Source organism: Halococcus dombrowskii, assembly GCF_022870485.1.
GTDB lineage: Archaea > Halobacteriota > Halobacteria > Halobacteriales > Halococcaceae > Halococcus > Halococcus morrhuae.
The window spans coordinates 234,221-258,551 of sequence record NZ_CP095009.1; the positions used below are offsets into that span (position 1 = coordinate 234,221).

16 protein-coding genes are annotated in these 24,331 nt (G+C 59.7%); 11 read left to right on the forward strand and 5 right to left on the reverse strand.

Annotation, left to right across the window (positions count from 1 at the left end; genetic code table 11):
- Nucleotides 1-88 precede the first annotated feature (88 nt).
- From MUK72_RS19225 to MUK72_RS19240, 4 genes are read left to right on the forward strand one after another with little or no spacing between them, the layout of a single operon-like run.
- Nucleotides 89-2,500: an amino acid permease gene (locus MUK72_RS19225; RefSeq protein WP_244706797.1), complete on the forward strand. Its 2,412-nt coding sequence runs from the start codon at nt 89-91 to the stop codon at nt 2,498-2,500.
- A gap of 27 nt (nt 2,501-2,527) precedes the next feature.
- Nucleotides 2,528-2,866, forward strand: a complete 339-nt coding sequence (locus MUK72_RS19230) for a hypothetical protein (protein ID WP_244706799.1) — start codon at nt 2,528-2,530, stop codon at nt 2,864-2,866.
- A complete protein-coding gene (locus MUK72_RS19235; RefSeq protein ID WP_244706801.1) occupies nt 2,854-3,564 on the forward strand; it encodes a potassium channel family protein in 711 nt (236 codons plus the stop codon). The genes MUK72_RS19230 and MUK72_RS19235 overlap by 13 nt, the downstream gene beginning before the upstream one ends.
- A gap of 1 nt (nt 3,565) precedes the next feature.
- The gene (locus tag MUK72_RS19240) at nt 3,566-5,146 is read left to right on the forward strand and encodes a TrkH family potassium uptake protein (RefSeq protein WP_244707207.1); all 1,581 of its coding nucleotides are present in this window, start codon (nt 3,566-3,568) and stop codon (nt 5,144-5,146) included.
- A 281-nt stretch (nt 5,147-5,427) separates the two neighbouring features.
- On the opposite strand, the gene MUK72_RS19245 is transcribed toward MUK72_RS19240, so the two are convergent.
- The 4 genes from MUK72_RS19245 to MUK72_RS19260 are packed head-to-tail and all read right to left on the reverse strand — an operon-like array spanning nt 5,428 to nt 11,143.
- Nucleotides 5,428-7,086: a twin-arginine translocation signal domain-containing protein gene (locus tag MUK72_RS19245; protein ID WP_244706803.1), complete on the reverse strand. Its 1,659-nt coding sequence runs from the start codon at nt 7,084-7,086 to the stop codon at nt 5,428-5,430.
- A gap of 43 nt (nt 7,087-7,129) precedes the next feature.
- The gene (locus MUK72_RS19250) at nt 7,130-8,878 is read right to left on the reverse strand and encodes a hypothetical protein (RefSeq protein WP_244706805.1); all 1,749 of its coding nucleotides are present in this window, start codon (nt 8,876-8,878) and stop codon (nt 7,130-7,132) included.
- 4 nt (nt 8,879-8,882) lie between these two features.
- The gene (locus MUK72_RS19255) at nt 8,883-10,682 is read right to left on the reverse strand and encodes a DUF7282 domain-containing protein (protein ID WP_244706808.1); all 1,800 of its coding nucleotides are present in this window, start codon (nt 10,680-10,682) and stop codon (nt 8,883-8,885) included.
- Nucleotides 10,683-10,684: 2 nt separating this feature from the next.
- Nucleotides 10,685-11,143 (reverse strand): helix-turn-helix domain-containing protein, encoded by a 459-nt coding sequence (locus MUK72_RS19260; protein WP_244706810.1) that lies wholly within the window; start codon nt 11,141-11,143, stop codon nt 10,685-10,687.
- A gap of 193 nt (nt 11,144-11,336) precedes the next feature.
- Between MUK72_RS19260 and MUK72_RS19265 the strand changes: the two genes are divergently transcribed.
- The 7 genes from MUK72_RS19265 (at nt 11,337) to MUK72_RS19295 (ending at nt 23,245) form a co-directional block, all read left to right on the forward strand.
- Nucleotides 11,337-11,837 (forward strand): hypothetical protein, encoded by a 501-nt coding sequence (locus MUK72_RS19265; RefSeq protein ID WP_244706812.1) that lies wholly within the window; start codon nt 11,337-11,339, stop codon nt 11,835-11,837.
- Nucleotides 11,838-11,867: 30 nt separating this feature from the next.
- A complete protein-coding gene (locus MUK72_RS19270) occupies nt 11,868-13,937 on the forward strand; it encodes a TrbL/VirB6 family protein (RefSeq protein ID WP_244706814.1) in 2,070 nt (689 codons plus the stop codon).
- On the forward strand, nt 13,934-15,319 hold the full coding sequence (locus MUK72_RS19275; protein WP_244706816.1) for a TraC-like domain-containing protein: 1,386 nt from the start codon (nt 13,934-13,936) through the stop codon (nt 15,317-15,319). The genes MUK72_RS19270 and MUK72_RS19275 overlap by 4 nt, the downstream gene beginning before the upstream one ends.
- Entirely contained in the window at nt 15,316-18,243 is a 2,928-nt protein-coding gene (locus MUK72_RS19280) for a helix-hairpin-helix domain-containing protein (protein ID WP_244706819.1), read from the forward strand. Before MUK72_RS19275 ends, MUK72_RS19280 begins: the two co-directional genes overlap by 4 nt.
- Before the next feature lie 294 nt (nt 18,244-18,537).
- Entirely contained in the window at nt 18,538-19,071 is a 534-nt protein-coding gene (locus MUK72_RS19285; protein WP_244706821.1) for a hypothetical protein, read from the forward strand.
- Complete coding sequence (locus MUK72_RS19290; RefSeq protein WP_244706823.1) at nt 19,068-19,271, forward strand: P-loop NTPase family protein; 204 nt, start codon at nt 19,068-19,070, stop codon at nt 19,269-19,271. The genes MUK72_RS19285 and MUK72_RS19290 overlap by 4 nt, the downstream gene beginning before the upstream one ends.
- Nucleotides 19,262-23,245: a type IV secretory system conjugative DNA transfer family protein gene (locus tag MUK72_RS19295; protein ID WP_244706825.1), complete on the forward strand. Its 3,984-nt coding sequence runs from the start codon at nt 19,262-19,264 to the stop codon at nt 23,243-23,245. The genes MUK72_RS19290 and MUK72_RS19295 overlap by 10 nt, the downstream gene beginning before the upstream one ends.
- On the opposite strand, the gene MUK72_RS19300 is transcribed toward MUK72_RS19295, so the two are convergent.
- On the reverse strand, nt 23,242-23,838 hold the full coding sequence (locus MUK72_RS19300; RefSeq protein ID WP_244706828.1) for a hypothetical protein: 597 nt from the start codon (nt 23,836-23,838) through the stop codon (nt 23,242-23,244). The genes MUK72_RS19295 and MUK72_RS19300 overlap by 4 nt on opposite strands.
- Between the last annotated feature and the right edge of the window lie 493 nt (nt 23,839-24,331).

The window sequence follows — 24,331 nt, forward strand, 5'->3', positions numbered from 1 at the left end:
GCTCACGGACAGCCCCGATGAGACAATTGAACTGAGCGCTGGGACAATCCACCATCTGCTCCCGAGACACAATGCCCACCGTTGAACGATGACTGACCCTACCCAAGAGACGAATTCAACCGGTGATGGGTCGGGAACAGTGGAGACGGAGCTTTCCCGGGACATGAGTCTCACCGACATCACGATGATCGGTGTCGGTGCGATGATCGGTGCTGGTGTGTTCGCACTCACTGGGTTCGCCGCTGGTATCGCCGGTCCCGCGATCACACTTGCGTTTGTCCTCAATGGGATCGTTGCACTCTTTATCGCGATTTCGTACGCCGAACTCGGTGCGGCGTTCCCCGAAGCCGGCGGCGGCTATCTCTGGGTCAAAGAGGCACTCGTAGACCCGAATGGCTTCTATGCGGGATGGATGAGTTGGTTTGCCCACGCCGTCGCGTGTGCACTCTATGCCGTGACCTTCGGTGTGTTCCTCACTGAATTCTTCGTCGTCTTCAGTGATCTCGGGCGTGAATTCGTCTTCTTTGGCTTCATCACCCGCCGTGTCACAGAAAAGGCGGTTGCGGTAGTGGTCATCGCCGCGTTCGCCTACATCAACTACCGCGGCGCGGAGGAGACCGGGAGCGCGGAACTCGTTGTCGTTGCTATCAAGCTCGTGATTCTCGGGTTGTTCATTCTTTTCGGTGCTCTCGCAACGTTCAGCAACCCGAACTGGCCGGCAACATTCCTTTCACAGCCTTCGTTTGCTCCTGCCGGCGTCGCCGGTATCATTGGCGCGATGGGCTTTACGTTCATCGCGTTCGAGGGCTACGAGATCATCGTCCAATCCGGCGAGGAGGTCGTCAACCCGGGCGAGAACGTCCCCAAGGCGGTGTTCTACTCGCTCATCATCGTCGTTCCGGTCTACGTGCTCGTCGCGTTCGCCCTGATTGGCGGGCTCAATATAACGCCGGAAATTCTTGAAATTGCGGGGATCAGTCGGCCACCGGACCAAGTATTCGTCTGGCAAGTCCTCCAGAACCTCGGTGAACTCGGGCTGATTCGTGCGGCCGAACAGTTCCTCCCGTATGGTGCTCTACTCTTGATCGTCGCCGGACTAGCTTCGACCACGAGTGCGCTCAACGCGACGGTCTATTCCTCCAGCCGGGTATCGTTCGCGATGGGACGCGATCGCGTGCTGCCGGGGATGTTCAACAATATCCATCCCGAGAAAAAGACGCCACACGTCGCAATCATCGTCTCGATGGTGCTCATTATGGCTATGGCGGTCACACTACCTATCGAGAGCGTCGCCGCCGCAGCGGACATCATGTTCATTCTCCTGTTCTTGCAGGTGAACTGGACGGTCATCAAGATGCGGAGTACCCACCCGGACCTCCCGCGCACTTTCGAAATTCCGTACATGCCGTGGCCGCCGATCATCGGCATCGTTCTCCTACTCATCCTGTTGCCGTTCATCATCTACGAACTCGGGCTGGAGGCCATCGGCATCGGGACCAGCAATGAGGGACTCATCGCCCTCGGTGTGACGACGATCTGGATGGCTCTCGGACTCGTCATCTACTACGGCTATTCGGCAGAGAAAGAGGACGAAAAGCTCGAAGAGGAGACTCCGACACTCACCACCGAACAGACGCCTGCCGACCGCGACTCTCAGCTTGTCGTCCCGGTTGCCAATCCTGAGAGTGCGGAGCCGTTGATGCTGAGTGCCATCGACATCGCCCGCGATATGGACGCCGAAATCCATGTTGTCAGTGTGGTGACAGTTCCTCAGCAGACACCACTCGATGAAGGACGGGAATTTGTGGGCGACGAACGCGAGACGCTCAAGGAAGCGATGTCGATTGCAGAGGGGGCTGACGTTCCAGTGAGAGGGACGATCCGTATTGGCCATGATGTCGCTCCTGCTATTTTGAACACGGTCGAACAGCACGACAGCGATGCGATTCTCATGGGGTGGCGGGGTCGTGGCCGCCGCACAGACTTCGTTCTCGGCAGCAACGTTGATCAGGTTGTGACGCAAGCCAAATGCGACGTACTCGTCGAGCGAATCAGTTCCGTCGAAGACGTCGACTCGATACTACTGCCGACGGCAGGTGGCCCCCATGCTGAGTACGCCGCGGAAATCGCTCGTGCGATCGCTCGTCCACAGGACGCACGTATCAACGTAGTGTACGTGATCGATCCAGAGGCTGACGAAGACGAGCGCGAGAACGCTCGCGAGCGGCTGGAGTCGACCACCGATGTCATCGACGACTATGATCGTGTCGAAAGCTCGCTTCTCGAAGGGACGGATATTGCCGAGCGTATCATCGAGGAGAGCGACAATCACGATCATACCGTCATCGGGGCCACGAGAGAAGGCCTGCTACAGCAGATTGTCTTCGGTGGCATCCCCGAAGAAGTCGGTCGACGGGCGAAACACACGGTGATCATGGCGAAGCACCATCAGGGGATCACGTCCCGTCTGACGCGCTGGTTCAAAAGTCAACAGCAATAGCGAGAGAATCGACGAGAAATTCATACAATGCAAAACAATACCGACCCGACGCCACCGGATGCAGTGCCATCATCGGTAGCAACCGAACTCAGTCAACTCGATGATGAATCGCTTCGTGCGGTCCTCGACTACGGGCAGACCCTCCTGAACACTCGAATCGAGGCCGGGCCGAACGAGGAAATCGTCTCCATCGAAGATCATGGGACCCATACCACCGTAATCAAGTGCGAAGATTGCGCCGATGGGTGCGATGAGTGCCCGCATGGACCGTATCTCTACCACGTGCGATCGGAGGAACACATCAATGGTGAAGAGAACTTTCACTGGGTTTACATTGGGGAGGTGGTCGATGAATGTACATCGTGATCGTCGGAGCAGGCGACATTGGCACGCCATTGATCGAAATCGCCACCGCTGGCGGTAACGAGGTCGTCGTCATCGAACGCGACAAAGCGAGGGCTGAATCGGCTGCTACTAGATACGACTGTCTCGTAATGAACGACGACGCGACAATCAAGGACACGCTCGAAGAGGCCGGAGCCGACCGCGCGGACGCGCTGATCTCGACGACCGAACAGGACGCGACCAACATCATGGTCTGCCTGCTCGCCCAAGAACTTGACATCCCAGGCGTCGTCTCGGTCGTTCATGATCCCGAACACCTGAACGTCTTCCGGCAGATCGGCGTCAACGGGATGGAGAACCCCCAGCGACTGATCGCCGAATATCTCTATCGCGCCGTGAAACGGCCGTCCATCGTCAACTTCATGCGTATCGGTGAACAGGCGGAAGTGTTCGAGATTACCGTTGGTGAGGAAGCTCCCATCGCCGGTCATACTCTAGCCGAGGCCGACACAGAGGGACTGATTCCCGAGGAAACGCTGATTGTCGCTATCGACCGTAAGGATGAGGAGCCGATCACCCCTCGTGGTGACACGCGTATCGAGGCAGGCGATTTGCTTGTGATATACTCGGCCGAAGGCGCAGTTCCCGGCGTCACAGACGTTTTCGGCCACTATGAAGACCACGCTGGATCCCTCCGAAACAATCACCAGCGACGCTGAAATGCGTCAAGGACATACTATCGCCGGCGTGCCCGCGGATCTCGCGACGATCGCCCGCGACATCGGTTCGCTACTCGTGATGGAATCGGCGCTCATGGGTGGCTCCGCATTGATCGGGATCGCGTTCGGCGAGTACGGCGTCGCGCTCGCGTTCTTCCTCGCGGCAGTAGCGACCCTCACAATCGGCGGGGCGGCAAGACGAATTTTCACTGCTGCACCCGCCCCACAGACGAAACACGGGATGATCATCGCTGCTGCCGGCTGGCTGCTCACCGCTGTCTTCGGCGCGCTGCCCTTTTTCCTCTCGGCACACCTGCTCTCGCCGGCCGCCGCGGCCGCCTACGTCCCCGAGGGGGCGAGCTACACCGCATCGAGCCTCCGGTATTTCGCAAACCCGCTCCATGCGATCTTCGAGTCGATGTCGGGCTGGACCGGTAGCGGACTGACGATGGCGGTTCACGAGCCGTCGCTGCCGCGCGCGCTGCTGTGGTGGCGCTCGCTGATGCAGTGGGTCGGCGGCGTCGGCGTGATCGTGCTCACGGTGTCGATCCTTTCGCGGCCCGGCAGCGGGAGCTACACGCTCTATCGCAGCGAGGCCCGCAAGGAGCGCATCCATCCGAGCATCGTCTCCACAGTGCGGACGGTCTGGAAGATCTTTCTCGGCTACACCGTCCTCGCCGTCGTTGCCCTCTTCGGGGCGCTGCTTGTGAGCGAACCCCTCCCGCCGGCCGAGGCTGCCTGGCAAGCGCTCAACCACGCGATGACCGGACTCGCTACGGGTGGGTTCTCGGTGACGGACAACTCGATCGCGACCTACGACTCGCCGCTGGTTGAGACCGTCCTCCTTCCCATTATGACCCTCGGCGCGATCGCCTTCCCGATCCACTACGCCGTCCTCAAAAACCGCGATCTCCGTGAGCTGTTCGACGACCTCCAGACGCGCTGGCTGTTCATCCTGCTTGGAGCGGGAATCGCGGTCTTGACTCTCCAGAACCTCCAGACGTTCGCCCCGGCGCTCTCACTGCGCGATTCGGCCTTCCAGTTCGTCAGCGCACTCTCTTGCACGGGGTTTCAGTCCTCGCCAATCGGCCAGTGGAGTGCAGGTGGGAAACTTATCACGTCAGGAGCGATGGTACTCGGTGGAGCGGCCGGCTCGACGGTCGGAGGTATCAAGATAATCCGTGGCTATACTATCGTACGCGGCATCCGCTGGCAGTTTTCCCGGGTGTTCCTGCCTGGAAGTGCCGTTGTAAGCACCCACATCGGTGATCGGCAGCTCGACAGAGAAGGGATGGAACGCGAGTTCAGCGAGGCCGCTATTGTGAGTTTGCTCTGGGTACTTGTTCTGATAGGAGGTAGCGTGATCCTCTCGAATCTGGTTGGACCGGGATTCAGCTATGCGGATGCCCTGTTCGAGGTCGCGAGTGCGCAGGGTAACGTCGGTCTCTCGACAGGGATCACTGGCCCATCGATGCACCCGATCGCAGAGGGTATGCTCGTGATAAATATGTGGATCGGACGACTCGAAATCATTCCCGTCCTCGTGTTCACTCGATCGCTGATCTACGGAGTCAATCCGTAGATCATTGTTATCGAAGTATATGAGATTGGCTGGATTGATCTCGATGAACGCAGTTTGGGAAGCTATTCTGACAGGAGATAATTACGCGAGTAGCCGTATATGACGAATCCGCCTAGCTGACCTCAGTTAAATAAAGCTGTTGCAGGAATTCTGTCTGGTTGTCGCTATTGACCGAGGACAATGTTCCTCTATCATGCTGCATACACCCTCTATATCGTGCACGCTGAGTTCAACAAGACAACAGCCTGCGATGTGAGAACTTTGAAGATCAGCGCTAATCCCTAAGATCCGCCCTTCGTCCAGCGTGCGCTCTCACTGGTTCCCCCCGTCGAGTCGTCTGCACTCGTCCATTCAACGGTTAACTCCCCGAGCGGCACCTGTTGAGGCACGCTGAAAGCGAGATACCCCGAGAACGTTTCGTTCTCATCGGGATCATAGACACCGCTGTATAGCGATCCTTCGACCGGAGTAACGAGGCTCCGGTCTACTGCACTGGCCTGCTCGAACGTCTTCGAGCCGTTTCGCAGCGAGAATCCCCGTGCGAATGGTGTCCCTCCCGACCGGCCAACGGCAGTTGCTTCGACGTGTACCAGGATGAAGCGCTCGCCGGTCGGCGGTGACACCTGCTCGTTGCTGTCCGGGTAGTTGTTCTCGATCGCAACCGTATCGGCCGTCCGAAATTCACTCAGCGTCACTTCAACGTTCTCGGTCGTCGTATAGCTCTCCCCGAACGCGAACGTTGGCGGGACGTATTCGATGCTTCCCGTTCGATCGAGTGGCGCGAGCCGGTACGAGACCGATCCGTTCGAAGAACTGTTGATAGTAACGTTCTGCTGGGTGCTTTGTCCGGGTCGTACTCGTGTGGTGATCGGGGCGAAGCTCCGCCAGTCTCCGTTCTCCCCGACACGGGTTTCGAGTAGCCCTTGGAACGTTCGCGTCGAATTGCCCTCGTTCGAGATCGTCACGTTCGCTGTCGCATCTTCGCCCTGCATCGCTGTGTTCGGCAGTTGGAAGTTTTCGACGGTGAACTGTGGAAGGTTGCGCGTGCCCTGTCGCGGGGTACTGGTCCATTTAAATTCCGGCGGCGTGCTGACAGTATCGCGCTGATAGATGATCGAAACGGCTTTGCGGGCCTTCGGACGGGGTATCTCTCCGAGCAGCCACCCCGAACGCTGCTGTCTAGGGGAGAGTTCCAGATCAATCAGAGGTGTGCCGTCGATCTTCGCCGCGTTCAGAGGTGTGTTGCTCCCGAGCGTCTGTCGTAGTTCACCGTTTGTCAGCTCGAATGAGCCTTCGAGAGCGGTTGTTTGCGAGCCGACGTTTTTGAGATCAGCCCGAATCACAGCGAGTAGTTGGTCCGAGGACGGTTTCTGGAGATACGATTGGTCGCTACTCGCGGGTGAGTAGAGAATTGACGGGTGGAACTCGATGCTCTTGACAGTCCCTTTGAGCCTGTTCGAGAGGTCGAACGTCGTTCCGAAGGCGGCCGTTTTCGGCTGGACGGAGACGGTATGGCTTACTTTCGAGATGCCAACGTTGAACGTGTAGCTATCGGCAATATCGAATTGGACCGGATCGGTCTGTATCTTCACACGCTCGCCAGGATCAATCGTCCGCTCGATCGGCTGGTCGATGTCGCTCCGGCCGTCTGAAACCTGAATGTTCGTCGTGAGCGTACCAGTCTCGCCACCGACGTTCGCAACCTCAAGCGTGAGCCGAAACGGTTTGCCGAGCGTGACTGTCGAGGGGCCGAGCAGCGCTGCGCGTGCGAAGCGTGCGGGGCCGCTCGTCGTCGGGATCGGCGTGCTCGTCGGTGTTCCGTTCGTGCTGTTGTTGCTCCCGGTGGTACTCCCACAGCCGGCCAGCAGCGCGAGGCCGGCCGTCGCAGCCGCCGCGAGGAACTGTCGCCGGTTCGTCGAGGATTGGTTTGGGTCAGTCATGATGTCGTTTGATTTCGATCTGGTTGTGGGTGTGGTAAATCCTTCAATCGCCGCCGAGAAGTGCCGCGAGCGTACCGAATCCGGCCAGCACCCCTACGACGATAAACGCGATCGCTCCGAGGAACAGGAAGATGATTAGGAGGAATCCGCCGAAGACACTCCCAATGATTTTCTTCAGCAGTCCTTTCTTTTTCTTGCGACGACGGGCAGCACTCCCACCAGTCCCATTGTAGCTCACGCTCGGCGCGGGCAGTGAACTCAGGTTGCCGGCGCTGCCGACCTTCTGCGGTGCTTTGAGGCCAGCCCCGCTCTCACATTGCTGGCCGAAGCTCACGTTGGACGCGCCTGCGCCCTTGATGTCGTCTTTGCTCGCGTCGGGATAGCTGAGACAGGTGTTTTTGACGATCGAGCGCGGGCGGCTGCTGATGTTCACGGCCGCATTCTGGCCCGCGCCGTTGCCCTGGATAACCGAGTTCTTGACCGTGATCGCTACTTTCTCCGGGGCGCTGCTCGGGTTGCTCGCGATGATGCTTGTCGTGCTGGAGACGTTGTTCGTGATCCGGCAGTTGTCCAGCGTTGCAGCGCCAGCGCTGGCAAAGAAGTTGACCACCCCGCCGAGGTTGCTTTGCTCGGCGTCGGCAACAGAGTTGGCCCGCAGATCGCAGTTTTTCACAACTGTCCCACCACTCACCGCTCCTGTCGAGTCCGTTTCGAGCTTGAGGCCGTTTGTCCCCGGCCAGCCCGGTCCCCGCTCGTTCGCGTTCGACTTGCTCTTGAGACCCGTGTAGTTTTTCTCGTCAATGACGATCGTGACGCCATCGACCCGTGCCTCACCGTTCACGCGCACCTGCGACACGTCGTTGTTCCGATAAAGACCGCCGAGCACGATGACCTCCGCCGTCGTCCGAGCGCCGTACACACCGTTGTCGGGCATGTTCTCGATGATGCAATCTTTCAGCACGATGCGTCCGGTTTCGCCGTTCCGCTGGAAGATGCCGACACCAGCCGATCCGCCGATATTTTTCGTGCCGGGAATCCCACCGCCTCTCGCCACGCACCGCTCGAAAACGATCAGTGAATCGCCACCTCTGGCGAACGGCTCGAAAAAGAACGGCGTGCTATCGCCGTTCCCCACGGCCGTCTGTGCACCAACCGTCCGAACGTCGCGAACACGGACGTTACCCGACGAGCGCGCCGTTACCCCTGCCATCGCTCCTTTCCGCTGGTCGATGACGAAGTTGCCGATGAGAGCTTCTTTCGCACCGACGTTGAACAGTTTGAATGGACTGTTCGCCTTGACGTTGAAAACGACGCTTTCTCCGCCCGGTTTCGGCGGTTTGGTCGCCTGCTGGTAGCCTTTCCCGACAATGCCGAAGCGGTCGGCACCCGGATTGATCGTGCCGGTCGCCGCATAGGTTCCTTCTGGAAAGACGACCAGCATTCCGTCCTTGATCTTGCTGTTTAGCGTATCCTGTACGGGTTTCCCCCCGTTTGGATCGCAGCCGAGGTCTTCGACCGCATCGACGCGCTGATCGAACTGAAAGTCATTGCCCTTCTGCTGCTGCAATCGCTCGGAATTGGCTAGCTCATGGTAGCCGTCGAGACTGATGTGCGCCCCGCCGTGGATGTCCGCCGGAGCATCACCCCGATCGGCAGCGCGGACCGGGTCGGACGCAGCGAGTGGAGCAGCACCTATCGCGGCTGTTGCTCCGGCCCCGACGAGGAACTGTCGGCGGGTGAACGTCCCCGATTGTGTGCCGTCGTTCGCGGCTGTGTCGGGTGCTGTCGCCATTGAATCAGCCCCTCCGCATCAGCCGGCCGATGGCAGTGAGCACGACCACCACAGCGAGAATCCCACCGAGGACGTACAGCAGCGAGTTCCCCGAGAGCAGACCGTTCTGCTCGCCTTCGACACCGCTGGTTGCGTTCCTCGTTGCATTCCCTTCGGTCGTGTCCTCACCCGATCTCTCCGAAACCGTGGTCGAGGCGGCCGGTGTCGCTTGGAGTGATTGTGAGACCCCGATAGCGGCGGTCTCGTTGACGATAACCCTCGAATTGTTCCGCTGCTCGATGTACGCATAGTCGGTTTCGCCACCACTCCGGGTGTAATCGTAGCGCTGGTTGCCGTTTGTGTCGAGATACGGCACCGCAACGAGCGTCTGATTCCCTGCTAGCGAGCCAGACGGGAACCGGACGGTGACACTCGAATAGTTCCCGGCCGTGAGATACTGTGAGTGGCCGAGAGCGCTGTCGAGAGGGTTCTGGAGCGGTGGCAGGAAGCTCGCCGTATGTATTCCGATGAACCCGCCTTCGGCCAGCGAGACGTTCCGTACGACAACGGTATCATTTCCATCCCGCTGTTGGAGCTGTTGATCGGCAAACGAGAGCGCTGCCGTTGGTGGCTGTGATTGCTGTTCGACCCGTTCGACGTTCCCCTCAAAAACGAGCGTGCCCGTATCGGACACCGGCTTCCCCTCGGCCGTTTCGTAGGGTGTATCGTTGCGACCCTTCGAGGCGATGAATCCGAAATGTGAGTCGTTATTCGTGTCTTGATAGGCAACCAGCGAGAGGTTCGTCCTGGTATCGTTCAATCGCGAGACGTTCGAGCCACCCGGAACACCTTGCCCGACCGGGAGAGTGAGGTTCCGATGTGTGCCGGGTTTGAGATAGCCCGACGCGGCGATCTCGGTGCTTCTGAGTGTCCCGCTCTGATTGAACCCCTCGCCGTGCAGGACCACGAATCCACCATCGGGGAGAGTCGCTTCGGTGATGGTTGCGTTCGTCGCAGTCGTGTTGTTCGTACTGTCGAGTTTGACTGTCGCGTTCGCTTGCGGAGTCGCGTTACTGCTCGCGTTGGTAGCGTTGGCGCTCGGGGTGTCGGTCGGCTGCGGAATCGTCCCTTGAGCGTCAGCAACACCGATCGGCGGGAGGGCCGCTGGCCCACCGCCGAGGATCAGTCCGGGGACGGTCAGGACGACCACGAGCGCGATAGCGACCATCCCGGCACCGAACAACGCGGAGTTCGCTGTCGGACTGTCCGCCCGTAGTGGCGAGAGTGAAAGCTTCCAGCGTGAGAACGGCAGGAATGGCCTGATACCCTGAGTGGTAATCACGTCGCCGAGTAAGTGTGCGACCACACCATAGGCACCAATCACGAACCCGAACAGCGCGAACGACCAGCGATTCACACTTCCGCCGGCCTGCTGTTCGAGCGTCGTGACGATCTCGCCCGGCGGCAGGTTCGGGATGAGACCCGTCAGGAACGCCGTCGAAAGCTCCGGCAGGTAGCCGAGTACCCAATCCCAGATGTCCACGAGTGTCGTGAGCAGGCTATACAACAGGTCAAAGCCGAACCCGCCGAGCAGCCAGCCAATCCCGCCGAGCACGACCCCGACGACGAACACGGCCAGCAGCGAGTGACTGACCCCGCGGTGGTTCAGTCCGGGCACCTGAAAATCACGGTCGGGCAATGGTTCGACCGCTTGAATCCCGAGCCAGCATACGCCCGCGAGCAGGAGCTTGCCGTCGCTCGCGAGCAGGTACGCCAGCGGTGCGAACGCCAGCAGAGTCATGCCAGTATGTCCTTGTCTGTTCATGCTCAGTCCTCGTTCTCGGAACCGCAGCACAGTGAGTCGGTATCGGTCTCGATTCGCCGGTCGATCTTGCTGATTTCAGCCTGTGCGTCGATCAGCCATTCCCGCAGTTCGTTCTGGAAGTGCGATTTCACCTGTTCGGGTGCGACCGGCCAATAGACGTGTCCGACACCACCCGAGTCAAATGTCATTCTTTCACGATTTACAAGGCCAGCATCGAACAATGCCCGCAGCGATTTCGCAACGTAGCGACGGTGCCGATCAACCACCTCGGCGATGTCATCAACCCTACTTTCAGGATGTTCGACCACGGCGACATACGCGCGGATGTGTGATTCTTGCAGGTTGAACACTGAAAGAAGAGCCTCTTGAGCGGGAGAGGGTTCACGAAATATCTCGCTGATTTCTTTTTGCTCGGCCAGTGGTGCGATATCTGATTCAGTCACGGTATCGGTATCTCCCATATCCTCTCTCTCTGCTGAATATAGGAGTAAATAAAGCGTCGTGTCTTTGCTACAGAAAATCTAATTGGTATTATTCGATTTGTTATAGTACTAATTCTATTTGTTGTACCAAAGACATGTCTCTTTATTCTTTTGTTTATGTGGAAGGGAGCAATTCTAACGGCATCACTCACGAAGATGCCCGAAATAACCCATGTCAGATACGCTCGCAGACGTTCAGAATCAGGTCGCATCGATCAAGCAGGTCGCTTATCGGAAGGCACCGATCCCCGCAGCGCTCGCCAGTTGGTCGTTCATCGGTCTCGAACGTCTCGGCGAGAAAGCAACCAGTTCCCGCAAGGGGCGGATGTCGCTGCTCTCGATGGGGCTGATGTTGGTATTCGCCGGTCCCGCAGCCGCTCAGGTCAGCTGTAAGAGTGGCCCGCTGTCGTTTCTGAGCGACATTCATTCTATGATCACGCAAGGAGCGGGGACGATCATCGTCTCGATGGTGCTCGTTGCTGGCGTGCTCAAGATGATCCCCATGCGCGGGACGAACAGTTGGGGGAATGCCCTCGTCGGTAGCGTCATCGTCGGGGTGCTGTTCCTCGTGATCGGCCCGGCACTGGTTGACCTCGCTGATCAGGCAACCGATGTCAACCTCGACGCTCAGTGTACCGGCGGTGGCGGCGGAGGCGGCGAGGGTGGCAACTAATCAGCGCTAATCGGCTTTCACACCCGCATCATGGACTCTTCGCCATTTTCAACCGATCAAGACGATACGCTCGGTCGCACAGTCGCTATCGTGCTCGTCGCTGCCCTGTTCGTGAGTACGATCGCCGGAGCCATCGCTGCGCCACCTGCCGCTGCCCAACAGCAGAACGGAGGGAAACAGGCCGGAGGCGGTGATTCTGTCACGAAACAGGAGTTCCGCAACTGGATCAACGAGGTGATGGGGATGGACAAGGGCGCGGCGCAGGAAGCTATGCGGAAGAATACCGATAAAGTCGATATCCTTGCGCGCGCGTTCAAGCAGAACGTCGATACCCAATTGTCGGGGACTCGGCTCACGGATACGATCAAAAAGCGCCCACAATCCGTCATCAACAAAGTCAACCAAGCATCCAGTGGTGGCTCGTTCCCCGCACCGGTCGCCGCCGCGAACAACGGTGGCAGCGGGTCGAACGGAAATGCTGGTAGCGAGAACGGAAATGCTGGTAGCGGGAACGGAAATTCCGCTGGAAATGCTGGCAACGGCAACGGTAATTCTGCTGGAAACGCCGGCAGCGGGAACGGTAACGGAGATTCGGGGCCAACGTCGAACGAGTCGGTCAATCAGATCATCAGCGAGTTCAAGTCGAAAAACCTCGGCTACAAGCAACTCTCGAAACAGCAGAAATCCAACGCGAACAAGCTTCTGCTGTCGATCGTGACGGACGATCTCAACAAGGATGAGACTAACAAGAAATTCGACGAGTTCGAGCAGTTGATCGCAGGTGCGAACGGTGCTGGGAAGGCTGCCAACAGCGAGCGCAAAAAGCAGCGCCGCCAGATCATTATGGAGTACGTCGGCGAACGCGAACAGCATGATCCAGTCCCGAAGATTGACATCGACATTCCAGGCCTGCTCGATCAGAAACTCAAATCGCTTGCTGACTCGATGCGCGAGGGGGCCGGGGCTATTCTCGGTGAGGTCTATGACCTCGCGTTTTCAACCTCAGTGCCACAGAACGACGGTTGGCACAACATTCTCGGCGAGCCGACCAACGAGCCGTTCCAACCACTGTATGAGCAGCTGCTCAAAGACAAGCTCTACCCAGTGTTGAACTACCTGCTGGGAACGGCGGTGATTATCATGGGTATCTCGCTGATGGTCAACCCGCTCATGTCGAGGTTTCAGGCGAAAAATCTCATGCTGAAATTCACTGCGTTTCTGCTGTTGTACGTCTCGTCATGGGCGATTATCACGTTCATGCACGGGACGGTCAACGACATCACCGTCTGGTTACGGCCCTCTGAGCAGGCGATGGAAGCTCTCGGGGGCAATGTGACGAAACTAAGCGCCGGAGCTATCGGCGCGTATTTCGTCGGAGCGGGCGGGATACTAGCGAGCATCTTCAGCATGGGGGTGGAACTCGGCCTGCGCCGGATTGCGCTTCAGTATTTCTTCCCCTACGTATTCCCGGTGCTACTGCTGCTACTGTACGTTTCGCCGTGGCGTCGGCTCAAGAGCTTCGCGAGCGTCATCATCTGGCAGTATGTCAACCTGCTCACGATGGTCATTCCAATGGCGATCGTTCTGAAAGCCGCCGCTACCGTCAGTCTCACGACGGAGAGTGATATTGTCTCGATGCTCGTTTTAGTCGCGCTGTTCCTGTTCGCTGTGAGCATCCCCGGCATCACGACGTACACGTTCCTGCAAGTTCCGGGCAAGGTGGGTCGCGCTGGGAAATCCGCCGCTGCCGGAGCCGCCAGCCGTGCCAGCGCAGCCAAAGACAAGCTCGGATGGGGCGGCGACGATTCGGGCAGTAGCGGCACCGCGACCGGCGATACCAGCCCCGGTGTCCGTACCGAGAAGGCCGTCGAAGTCAGTACCGACGGCGGTACTACTGGATTGCCGAGCGACGGCGAACTCTCCGACGAGCAGATCGCGAGCATGGACCCGGCGGGTGGATCGACCACGACCGCCGGCCAAGTGCGCGATCTAGAACAATCCAACCATCAGGACCCGATGAACCCCTCGTCGATGAAGGAATCGTACTTCGAGGACCATCCTCAGCGCATGACGATGGGCGAGAAACTCGCTAACCAATGAAACAGAATCCACGCCAACTCATCAACGACATCCACGAGACCGTCAGCGAGGACGACACCGAACGAAAAATCCTCGCTGATTACTCCGAAGACCCGACGCTGTGGGGCTACTCGAAAGTCTGGCTGTTCTTCATGCTCATCCCGGCGATGGTCATGTTCCGGGTATCGTCGAGTTTTCTGACCGGCCAGAACCAACTGTACGGGTTCGTCGCGACGGCCGTGCTCGCCGGTCTCGGCATTCTCGCGACAGTTGCATCGCCGGGCGACATGTCCGCCCGCGACTACTTCGAGGCAGTCGTTTCTCGACACGCTCACCAACAAGAGATGATTCACGATAGCGCTCCCGACGAAAGCCGACTCGAACAGCCGAAAAACGACTCACTGCTCGGCCGGTTCGCACGCTTACCGCTCGTTCGCGACTGGCCGATCATCGGCGCGGGCGACTATCAGCCGACGCAGGAACTCGTCGCGCACAAGAAGCCCTTCCGGAGCGAATACGCCATCGAGCGCGACGACGGCGGACTCATCGCCGGTATCCGTGTTCGGGCAATCGCGCTCCGCCTGGAATCCACCGATGTCAAAGAGAAGGCCGAGAAAGCCGTCGCCAACGCGCTTGAAGGGACGGTCGATTACGACGCCGAGTGGTTTTCCCCGACCCGCGTAGCGAACTTCGAGCGCCGACGTTCGGAGTGGAAAGACCGCGCCCGCGAGTACCAGTCGCAGGCAGACCGGCTCGTGAGCGCCGAGGGCGAGGATACGACCGTCGATGCGATCCGCCAACAGATTCTCGCCGACATCGCCAACGAGCGCGCTGCTGGGATCAACCTCTACGAGGATACCAAGCGCATTCGAGAGCACTACATCATCGTCAGCGTCGATCCCGGCGAGGCTGTGATCGACCGTTCCTCGCAGGCCGGCGGTCTCGGTAGCGTGCCCGTTTTCCGCTGGTTCGTCAAGAAATACCGCCTCTACCAGCAGGGCAATTCTGACGAGCACACGGCGACACTCATCAACAAGCTCGAACGCCGGGCCGACGATCTCGAACGGGAGCTACGCCGCATCGACGGGCTGACGCCCAACATCCTCCCGTCCGAGGAGTTCAGCGAGGTTGTCGCGGACTACTACCGAGGAACGAACGTCCGCGCGCACGAGGAGTTCACACAGACGATCCGTGGCTCGCCAGTTCCGGGTGGCGAGGAAGCCGGCGACCCCGTACACGACGTGGGCTACGATCACATCACCAACCGCGATCGTGCTGGTTCACCGTCTACACCGTCGCCGTCACCGACGAGCGTTCACGCTACCGATGGTGGAGCCAGCGAGAGCGAGCAAGAACAGGCCGAACAGACGACCGACAGCGACCAGCAAGGTGATTCACAATGAGCAACGCAGCCAACACATCCGACGACCAGCCAGCGGACGAACTGAATGAAGACGTACTCGTGGGCCTCGCGGCCGACGGCGACGAACTCTCGTGGCGGTACAAAACCGCTCTCGCGCCCGATTCGTACAAGCGCCACACCGACGGTGACGAAGTGAAAGGCGAGTACGGCGAGATCGACGGCGAATACTACACGCAGACGCTTGAGGTCCGCGACTGGCCCGCAATCCCCGCTCACGGCTTCTTCGATCGTGTTGTGTCGTTCTCAATGCCGAAGGTGGACGTGACGCTCTCGACACACCTGACCGGCGAGAACGAACGGAAAGCCGACCGGAACCTCGCGGGAGCGGCCGACTCGCTCAAAGGCCGCGTCAAGAGCCTCGCGAAAAACAAGTGGATTCCCGATTACTTTGTCGAGGAGGCAGCCACGGAGTACGCCGACATCAAACGTACCCAGAACACCGTATCAGCCTCCGAATACGGCCTCTACACCTCGCACACGTATATCGAGGTACGAGCGCCGGACCCGGACACGCTCGATACGGCAATCAAGCAGATTCGCTCGCGGATGCAGGACGTGTCGGCCGACGCCAAGCCGCTGAAATACCACTCCCAACTCGGCTATCAGACCGCCGCGCCCGCCTGTAAGGACTTCATGGGCGGGAAAACGAAAATGACCGGCGACGGTCTCTCGCGGCTCATTCCGTGGACCGCGCGGAATCTCATCGAACCCGGCGGAATCGAACTCGGCATCAACGAGGACACGGGCGACCCCATCGTGCTCGATCTTCAGAACCGCGAGACAGGATTCAACGTCGGCGTATGGGGCACTATCGGGTCGGGCAAGACTACGACGGTCACGCGGCTGCTCTCCCGGCTGAAAATGAGCAATCCCGATATGCCGGTCGTCATCATCGACCCGAAAGAGGAGTTTGCCGGGTTCACATGGCTGTTCGACGGCGACCGCGTCGTGATCGGCTCCGATACGGGGATCAACCCGCTCCAGATCGAGGAGACAGCCGCCGAGAAACTGGAAGAAATCGGCGAGGAAGCGCCCTATCGCAACGCGATCCGCCGGGCGATGGATTTCATACGGAGCTTCTACGACTATCAGGGCATTCCTTTCGAGGACAAACAGGGAACATGGCGCAAGGCCATTCAGAAAGCGTATCGCCAGCGCGAGATCACCCAGAACCCCGAGACTCACGACAAGGAGAGTCCGACGTTTGCCGAGGACGTGTTCCCGATCTTCTTGGAGATGATCCGTGATCCCGAGAAACACGTCGAAGACGAACTCGACGACGTTGACCTCTCGAAAGACGAGCTGCAAAAGACCGCCAACGACATCTATCAGAACGACATCGGCGCGCTGAAAGAGGACGGTGAGTTCGCCCACCTCTCCCAAGAGACGAGCATCCCCGACCTTCAGGAGATCGACGTGCTGTATCTCGACTTGCAGAACTACGAGAGCGAGACCACCGCCGGCCTGATGATGGGGCCGCTGGTCACGGCAGTCCTCGAACTTGCCAAAAAGAGTGACGAACCGATGGCGCTCGCGATGGACGAGTTCCACTATATGCTGCACAACTCGTCGTCGTTAGAGACGCTGAAACAGGGCTACCGACACTCTCGCCACTCCGATCTCTCGATGATTACGGCCACCCAGTCGGTCGAGGAGTTCTTCACCGAGAGCGACGACGGCGGCCAGCAGTTGACCGAGAGCGCGAGCACGCTGACGAATCTCATGTCGGTCAAAATCTGGCACTACTTGGAGGAGATGAACGAGGACTGGGCCGGCGAGTTCGACATGAGCGAGTCCGAACAGCAGTATATCGACGATGCTTCGACCGGCGACCCGACCGCTCAGGCACTCCTGCAAACGCAGAAGAAAGGCAGCTATCGGATGGACGTGAATTTCTCGGACAAGCTCAATCCCCGAGAGTTCGCGATGAACCAGTACGACCCGACCGACCACGGTTCGGACCCACTATCATATCTCGATGGGTACACCGACCGCACGGGCCGCGATGTCACCGAGTGGTCGTGGTCGATGCCGACCGAGACCGACGAGCAGCAAACGGAAACCGAGCTTGCCGACGGCCGGACGGTCACAACCGACGTTTCCGACGTGGATACCGTGCCCGGCGACGGTGCCGGCAGTGCTCATTCACCGAGCGAGAGCGCCAGCAGTGAAGAGGAAACAGAACCCAGCAACCCGGACGCCAGTGAGCCGGACGACAGCCAGGAATCCGGCGGGATCGCGAGCCGGCTGAAAGACTCAGTGAGTGGCGTCGTCGGTGGTAACAGCACGATCGGTTCCGTCGAAGATCCCGAGTTGAACGATATTCATGGGACAATCAGCGCGCGGATGACCGCCGATATTCGAGCAGCCGGCTTCGAGAGCGTTGAGGACGTTTTCGAGGCGGACAACAGCGCTCTCGCGGAGGTCGAAGGCATCGACGTGCCCAAAGCGGTGTTCATCCGGCGGCATGCCGCCAAAACTCTCGGTCGGTCGCCGTCCGTGATCGAATCACCCGAAACAACGGACAAGCGCGACGAGGCCGCCGCAGACGCCGAGAGCAGTAGCGAGAGCGGCGAGAACGACGACGATCAGCCCGAAGCACCACAGCCGTCGGACGCTTCCGACGCCGATGAGAGCGCCGATGCAGCCGAGCAATCGCGCGAGAGCGCCGACAGTCAGCCCGTGCTCACCGACATCCGAGAGGTCGGCGGCGATCGGGCCGACGTGCTCCGCGAAGCCGGCTTCGAGAGCGTCGAAGACGTGGCAGCCACCAGCGAGAGCGCCCTGAGCGACGTGGAAGGCATCGGTGCTGCGCGTGCCGAGACGATCATCGAGAGCGCAAACGACCTATGCAGCGAATCGCTGGAAGCTGCGATGGCCGACGGTGCGGGAGGTGAGGAATGAAATGACCTCAACAAACTCTCATACCCGCCTCCGCCGGGAATATCGCCATCTATTCGGATGGGCATTTGGACGGGCATTCCTCGCGTATGCGTTCGCTCAGACGCACCTCTACCTGTATGGACCGTCGCCGGCCGTCGTTCCGCGCCTTGGAATGACCGTCGCGGCGCTCTGTGGCGCAGGTGCCGCCTTGGTTGGTACAGTAGCGCTCGCACTGTGGCTTGCCGACTGGGTAGAGAGCGTGCGCCAGCAATGGCTTCCGCGGCTCATGGGAGCCAGAACCGGAGGCGAGTAGCGGTGTTCGACAGCGATTCAGAGAGCTTCGCCGACCGAGAGCGCGACCGCGATCAGGTGTTGAACGCCGAGACACGCCGTGCGCTCGGCCATGCAGCCCGCTTGATTGGAGTGGCCGTCATTGGAGCACTCACGGTCATCGTTGCCCTCGCGCTCGCAGCGGCGACGGCGATACTCTCGGCACCGTGGCAGTTGTACGTCGCTGTCACCGCCATCATCGCGATCGTCCTTCCGGTCGCCGTGCCCTACACGATGCTTCGCGTGTACGGTCTCGCCCATCGCGACGTAGTGTACGTCGCCAAACGAGCGTATCGCGAGATCACCGTCGAGATCATCGCCCTCAGCGGCACCTCCCCCGCTTCCGTTGCCTTCATCGGGTCTACCGACACCGATACCGACGACGCGGCCGATTCCGGCTCACACAACCCCGTCGAGGACGGTTCCGACGATGCAACCCCCGGCTTCGAGAGCGAGGAATCCGCCGCCGAGAGCAGTATCGCCCACGAAACAGCCGACACGACCGAACCCGAACCATGACTGAAGATATTCCCTCAGAAGACGATCCGTTCGTGGACGAATCGTCCGCTCACCGCACCGTCGCCGGACGTACAGGCACCGGGAAAACCACCCGGCTCTCCGCAGTAATGGTCGCTCTCCATGCCGAGAGCGCCCCCGAGTGGATCGACCCGAAAGCCGACGAGAACGTGATTGACGGGAGGGAAAGCCAATGGGACTGACATCGTTCTTTAGCGGTGATTCGGACCCGTCGGTGATCGAAGTCGGCGATACGCTCGCGACCGACCTCTACGATCGCTCGCGAGACGCCCGCCTTCAGACCGTCCGCCCGTACAAGAACACGGAAAACGGGCTAGAGCGCGGCATGAAGCTACTCACCGCGCTCCATGATCCCAGTACCGGGATGCTCGGCATGCGAAACAAATCCGAACCGTTCGCCTTCGAGCTACACTACGGCGCGGAAACCGAGCTATTGCAGTCGCGTGTCGCCACCAAATCCGACGAGCGCTTCGAGCTAGTCGATCGGCAGGTGCAATCGCACTACGCCGATAGCGATACCCGTGAAGTTGACCCCGCATTTCTCGAAATCCAAGCCGGGCAGTACGTGTCCGGCACGACGCTCCAACTCCGCCAGCGCGAGGAGTTCGAGCGCCTGCGACCGATACAGAATTTCCGGCTCGATCCCGAGCACTTCGAGATCGGTCCGTTCCGCTCGATCGCCCGCGAGATGGTCGGCGCGGCCCATCGGCCCGATTGCGACGTGCTCGTACAGTCCGTCATCAAACCGGCCGTTTCGACGGCGAAATGGGATCGCAACAACTGGTGGTATGGGATCGACAAGACGATCGACTCCGTGACCGGCAAGGACAGCGGTGGGTCGATGGATTGGGGCGAGGTCGGCAAATCCATCGCCGAACCCATCCAGCAGGCCGGCATGACCGAACGCCACCAACGCCGCGAAGAACGTCGCCGTCGCCGTGAACACGAGGAAAGTGGGAGTCGATTCACCGGCACGGGCGAGGAGCCGACTGCCAGCCGATCGGACGTTGCCCAGCTGCTCGATCAGCAGCGCGGCATGCGTGGCTACCATCTCTGTATTCGGATCATCGCCGTCAGCGACGATCGGGAGGAAGCACAGAAGCGCGTGCAGGATACGGCCGGGATGTTCCGCAACTTCTACGACAGCCGTTTCCAGCAAGGGTTTGTCCCGGTCAATCCCTCCGGCAAGAAGCTTCATCGCGTGCTTCAGCACGCCGCCAGTCGGGAATACACCGACCGCAAAATGACGTTCCCCGTCGATACGCTCACCGGAGTCTGTAAAATCCCGACCAACCTCGCGCTCCAGCAGTTCGACCACTCGATGTCCGCCGCCGGACAGGGTGTTCCGCCGCGCACACCCCGGTTCGACTGGGATGAAGTCGGCCTCGACAGGGCTACGGCATCGCTCACCGAGCGCCAGCGAGCGCTGCTTGCGACGACCGACCCGACCGAACCCTACTGGTATGGCTACGGCATGCGCAGCGAGGTCGAGGCTGGCATCAAACCCGAGATACTGAACGTTCACCAGTTTGTCGGCGGTTCTACGGGTGTCGGGAAGACCACGCTGCTCATCAATTTCTTCCGCCAGATCATGCAGCGCGGCCACGGTGGATTGTTCTTCGACCCGAAAGGACAGGACGCCAAGGATGTCGTTCGACTGCTGCCCGACCACCGTGAAGACGACCTCGTGTTCATCGACATCGGCGCGGATGCCGAGTACGAGGTCGGATTCAACTTCCTCGAAATCCCGCTTGAGGACCCCGACCCTGAGAGTCAGGCGTTCGATAGCGCCGTCAGCGCTCTCGCAGACGACTTCGAGGCGCTACTGGCTCAGTCCGGCGACGGTAGTAGTTGGGGACCGCGCATGAGCGGGATTACCCGTGCCGTCGTCCGGGGTCTCGCCGAGTACCAAGTCCGTACCGACGAGACCGTGACGATGCTCGATATGGCGTTCCTTCTCGCCGACGAGGAAGGCCGCCAGCGCATCCACGAGATGATGGGCGAGGAGCGAATTGAGTGGATACAGCAGGCCACGAACGTCATCTCCGAGTATTCCCAAGACGATCTCGAACCGCTCTCGCGGCGGCTCTGGGAATGGATCTTTTCGAGTACCATCCGCTCGGTCGCGAGCCACCCGTCGACGACGATCTCGATCGACGACATCGTTCGCGAGGGCAAGATCGTTGTCGTACGGAACAGTTCAGGTGCGGACACGCCGAAGCGTCTCATCACGACGGCGCTCATCCGGCGGCTGTGGGTCTCGATCCGTGAGCAGACCAACCGCGACGACCACCCGGACCCGCCACAGTTCTACGTGGTGTGCGACGAGTTCGATAAGGTCGTGAGCGAGCAGTCGAACATCCACAACATTCTGCGAGAAGCCCGCTCGTTCGGTCTCTCGCTGACGTTCGCGGCTCAGAACCTCGATACGGGTGGTGGTAACGACGTGGGCATCCCCGAGAGCATTCAGAAGGCCATTCGGGGCAACTGTAAGACGTTCCTGACGTTCGACCCCGGCGACCCTGCGGACGCCAAGGACATCGCTCACCAGCACTCGAAAAGCATCGACGCCGAGGACATCGAGGAGCTGTCGAAGTACCGCATCTACATGCGGACCCACGACGATCAGGACGACAAAACCGACTCCTACAAGGTCAAGACGTTCCCGCCAGCGGCCGAAGCGCTCTCCGAGGAGAACGTCCGTTCCGACGAGGAAACCGACGCGATGATCGCCGAATCACAGGAGCGCTACGGCCAGCCCGTGCGTTCGACCAGCGACATCAAAGAGGAGATGCTGGTCAACGCAACCGGCGGCAGCACCGGCACGATCGACGCCGACGCAGCGCTGCCCGACGAACTCGACATGGAGGACAAGAACGTTCGTAATCGGGTGCTGAAAGTCATCTACGACGAGTCGATATGGCAGGGCAACCCCGGTGGGTTCGTCGCCGTCGAGGACTGTCTTGACCGCTTGCGTCGGTATCTCCCCGGCGGCGAGCAGATCAACACTGTCGGGCAGGCATGGCGCGACGTGTTCCAAGAACTACCGGATGCCTACCTCGACGATCGCGAGCACACCATCGAGGAGGGTGAGGAGGTCAAGACCGAGGTGAAAGCGCTCGATAAGAGCTTCATGAACGTCGGCCATCAGGAAAACGACGGCGGGAAAGAACACTGGGAGCAGATGGCCGACGCCTACGTGCCGTTCACACAGTTAGGATTCGCCTTCGACATCCCCGAGCAGACAGGCGGGGCCATGCCCGACGGCCTCGCCATGCTCGACGACGCGCTCCACCTCGACGATCTCGACGTTGACGATCACGACAAAGTTGCCGAGCGCATCAACAGCTATCGTGAGCAGCATCCGATGCTCAACCGTCTCGCGGGGACGCAGGATGCGTTTATCGAATCCGAGCATTCGACCGGCCAGACTCAGCCCTCGCAGACGATCTCGAACCTCGCACAAGCGCACAACGAAGGCCACCGATGCCTGTTCATCTGTCGGCCGGGAGAGGCCGACGCGATCTACGACACGGTGGCCGGCGAGGAGCCATGTGTTCGCGATAACCACTCCGTCGACGGCGAGCAGCGCTTCTACACGTTCACACGAAACTTGAACATCGACGGAGAGAAAATGACCCGCCCCGGTGCGGCACAGAACGTATGGGTCTACGACGACCAGACAGGTGAGTATATCCTGCGCGACACTCACGACACCGAACACGCCCGCTTCGACACGGTAGCCGACATCTTCACCGACGCCGAAGCGTATCCCGACGGCGGCGACCGGACGATCAAGCCGCCGGCCATCCCCGAATACGAGTTCGACGGTGATCTAGCCGATGTTGAGTGGGACATCATCACCGTTCCGAAGCCCGAGCGTGACGAGGACGGTGAGAAGATACCCCTCTCACCGCCCGATCTCGAACTCTATCGGGACGACGAGGAGAACCTGCCAATCCCGGAACTGTATCTGGAAATCAAAAACGCCGCCGACAGCGTTGGAGAGACGGACGAACCGGACCCCCAGCCGGACGACAAAGGGGACGGCGAGAATACGAAGACCGGCGATCAACCAGCAGAAGCCGCTCCCGAGGAATCCGAAGGCGGTGTGCTCGATGATAAAATGAGCAGTATGGTAGAGGGCGACGACTAACTGATCCGCTGAGATTTACTCCGCAATTTCGCTGCTACCTCGCTGCTGATATGGCCGGTCCCTTCACCAATATCGGCCACCGCGTCAAGCAGTATCGCCAGATCATCTTCCATCTTCCCGACGCGCTCTGTGGTCTCGGTCAGTTGCTCGTTCATTTCCGCGACATCCGAGGGTGACACGAACTCACTCAGCGGTGCTCCGAGGTGGTCCGCACAGAACTGTTCACCCCGGTCAGTGAGTGCCCATGTCCGCGCGTTTGACCCCCCATGTCCGTGGTACTCGCGCTCACCCTCTTCGACCACCAATTCCCAACCCACCAGCCGCTCCAAATGGTGGATGATGCTCCCGCTGGATACCGTCGTGTGCTCCCGCAGTTGGGATGTATTCAAAACCGACTTATCACTTTCCAAGAAAGCGGTGAGGAGTTCTTTCCGGGGTTTCCCAAGTGATTGGGAAATTGTCTTGAACGACGGCACTTCTGTGCTTCCATCCTGACCTTCACCCTCGAATGGTTCCTGTGGCATGGGCCAATGTTGGGACTCAACAGCAATAATAATACCGCTTGATATAGCCAGATTGGCGTTTTCCGGCACACTAAGGCCATAATAATATTGCTGGATATAGCCATATCATCCGAGATGGTCCGTTGGGGGAGTCATATTGAGTCATACAGGCCCTAATAATCTGACTAGATATAGCCATAGCCGGCTACGCCGACACCACTCTATGAGGGGGACCCCCCACGGGGGTTAGAGAGGGTGCTGAGATGGGGGTCCCAGTGGTGAGTGGACCGTGGCGGCTGCCCGTCCCCGTGGCCGTCCCCGACCGAGGGTGAATGAGAGGCAACTGACTGAGCGATACCTGGATGTCCGGTGAGCGACCAGTAAGTGAGAGGGTGAGCCGAGTGCTGAGAACTGCCGGATGTATCTGGCGTGTGATGTGACAAAGTGATGGCGGATGTCCGACTGTGAGACAGCCAGCAGGGGGATGTCAGGTGGCGAGATACTGAGCTAGATTGGCAATGGCCGATGGCGACGAACTGGAGGTCCAGGTGAGCGTGAGACTGGATACCGACTGAGGAAAACT

Excerpts from the sequence above, each read along its gene's own strand:
- MUK72_RS19225 (WP_244706797.1), top strand. The coding sequence starts at position 89 with ATGACTGACCCTACCCAAGAGACGAATTCAACCGGTGATGGGTCGGGA.
- MUK72_RS19230 (WP_244706799.1), top strand. The coding sequence starts at position 2,528 with ATGCAAAACAATACCGACCCGACGCCACCGGATGCAGTGCCATCATCG.
- MUK72_RS19235 (WP_244706801.1), top strand. The coding sequence starts at position 2,854 with ATGTACATCGTGATCGTCGGAGCAGGCGACATTGGCACGCCATTGATC.
- MUK72_RS19240 (WP_244707207.1), top strand. The coding sequence starts at position 3,566 with ATGCGTCAAGGACATACTATCGCCGGCGTGCCCGCGGATCTCGCGACG.
- MUK72_RS19245 (WP_244706803.1), bottom strand. The coding sequence starts at position 7,086 with ATGACTGACCCAAACCAATCCTCGACGAACCGGCGACAGTTCCTCGCG.
- MUK72_RS19250 (WP_244706805.1), bottom strand. The coding sequence starts at position 8,878 with ATGGCGACAGCACCCGACACAGCCGCGAACGACGGCACACAATCGGGG.
- MUK72_RS19255 (WP_244706808.1), bottom strand. The coding sequence starts at position 10,682 with ATGAACAGACAAGGACATACTGGCATGACTCTGCTGGCGTTCGCACCG.
- MUK72_RS19260 (WP_244706810.1), bottom strand. The coding sequence starts at position 11,143 with ATGGGAGATACCGATACCGTGACTGAATCAGATATCGCACCACTGGCC.
- MUK72_RS19265 (WP_244706812.1), top strand. The coding sequence starts at position 11,337 with ATGTCAGATACGCTCGCAGACGTTCAGAATCAGGTCGCATCGATCAAG.
- MUK72_RS19270 (WP_244706814.1), top strand. The coding sequence starts at position 11,868 with ATGGACTCTTCGCCATTTTCAACCGATCAAGACGATACGCTCGGTCGC.
- MUK72_RS19275 (WP_244706816.1), top strand. The coding sequence starts at position 13,934 with ATGAAACAGAATCCACGCCAACTCATCAACGACATCCACGAGACCGTC.
- MUK72_RS19280 (WP_244706819.1), top strand. The coding sequence starts at position 15,316 with ATGAGCAACGCAGCCAACACATCCGACGACCAGCCAGCGGACGAACTG.
- MUK72_RS19290 (WP_244706823.1), top strand. The coding sequence starts at position 19,068 with ATGACTGAAGATATTCCCTCAGAAGACGATCCGTTCGTGGACGAATCG.
- MUK72_RS19295 (WP_244706825.1), top strand. The coding sequence starts at position 19,262 with ATGGGACTGACATCGTTCTTTAGCGGTGATTCGGACCCGTCGGTGATC.